We start from the raw sequence: 1228 nt of genomic DNA on the forward strand, positions 1-1228 counted from the left end.
ATCAGCACTTGCGAGGCATCCCTGCCTCGCACCCCACTACGCGACGGCTCCACTCAGCCTACTGAAGGGACGCCCTGCAGCGCCTGCCACTGCGCGCACTAAAAGCAAAGCGCTCCTGAGCGCTTGGCCGTGATGCGGTTGCTTGAGCACGCTTGAACACTCAAAGGACTTAAGTGAAGAGTATTAGGGGCATCCATGCGGCTTGAGCAGGCATGCCTGCGATGGCATCGGTGAGGTGCCAGTGAGTGCGTGGTGCCTCTATCACGGGCAACACCAGTCACCCGCTCTCATGCAGGTGAACTGGCTTGCTCGCGATCTAGACGTTGCGCTTAGATCCCCTGGGGGATCTCTTCGCCACCCAGCGCTTCAAACAGGGCCGGCAGGAACTCACCGAAAGTGAGCATCATCAGGGTGAAGCTGGCATCGAGTTGGCCCAGGGCCTCATCACCACCGTCTTCCTCGGCCTGATCCTGCAGCAGTTCTTCGAACTTCAGGCGTTTGATCACCATCTTGTCGTCGAGCACGAAGGACAGCTTGTCCTGCCAGGCCAGCGACAATTGGGTGACTTGCTTGCCAGTGCCCAGGTGCATCTGGATCTCGTCGCTGGTCAGGTCCTGACGTTTGCAGCGAACGATACCGCCGTCTTCATGGGTGTCACGCAGCTCGCACTCATCCAGGACATAGAAGTCCGGTGCGGCTTGTTGGGTTTTCACCCACTCGGTCATGGTCGCGCTTGGGGCGATCTTCACGCTCAGTGGTCGTACGGGAAGCGAGCCCATCACTTCGCGCAGGGTGGAGAGCAGGTCTTCGGCACGCTTGGCGCTGGAGGCGTTGACCAGAATCAGGCCCTGTTTGGGGGCGATGGCGGCGAAGGTTGCCGAGCGACGGATAAAGGCACGTGGCAGGAACGCCTGGATGATTTCATCCTTGATCTGATCACGTTCCTTTTTATAGACCTTGCGCATTTGCTCGGCCTCGATCTCGTCGATCTTCTCTTTAACCGCATCGCGTACGACACTGCCAGGCAGGATACGTTCTTCTTTACGTGCGGCGATCAGCAGGAAGTCCTGACTGACATGCACCAGTGGAGCGTCTTCACCCTTGCCAAATGGCGCGACGAAGCCGTAGGTGGTCAATTCCTGGCTGGCACAAGGGCGCGCTGGCTTGCTGGCCAGAGCGGTTTCCAGCGCCTCGGGGTCAAACGGGATGTCCTGGGTCAGGCGATAGA

1 protein-coding gene is annotated in these 1228 nt (G+C 59.2%); it reads right to left on the minus strand.

Translation table 11 applies throughout. From position 1 onward, the window contains the following. Positions 1-329: 329 nt before the first annotated feature. Positions 330-1228, minus strand: an 899-nt coding sequence (rdgC, locus tag EKA13_RS27225; protein WP_065762035.1) for a recombination-associated protein RdgC, incomplete at its 5' end; no start/stop codon positions are given.

It is taken from the genome of Pseudomonas defluvii (genome assembly GCF_001695625.1).
GTDB classification, from domain to species: Bacteria; Pseudomonadota; Gammaproteobacteria; order Pseudomonadales; family Pseudomonadaceae; genus Aquipseudomonas; species Aquipseudomonas defluvii.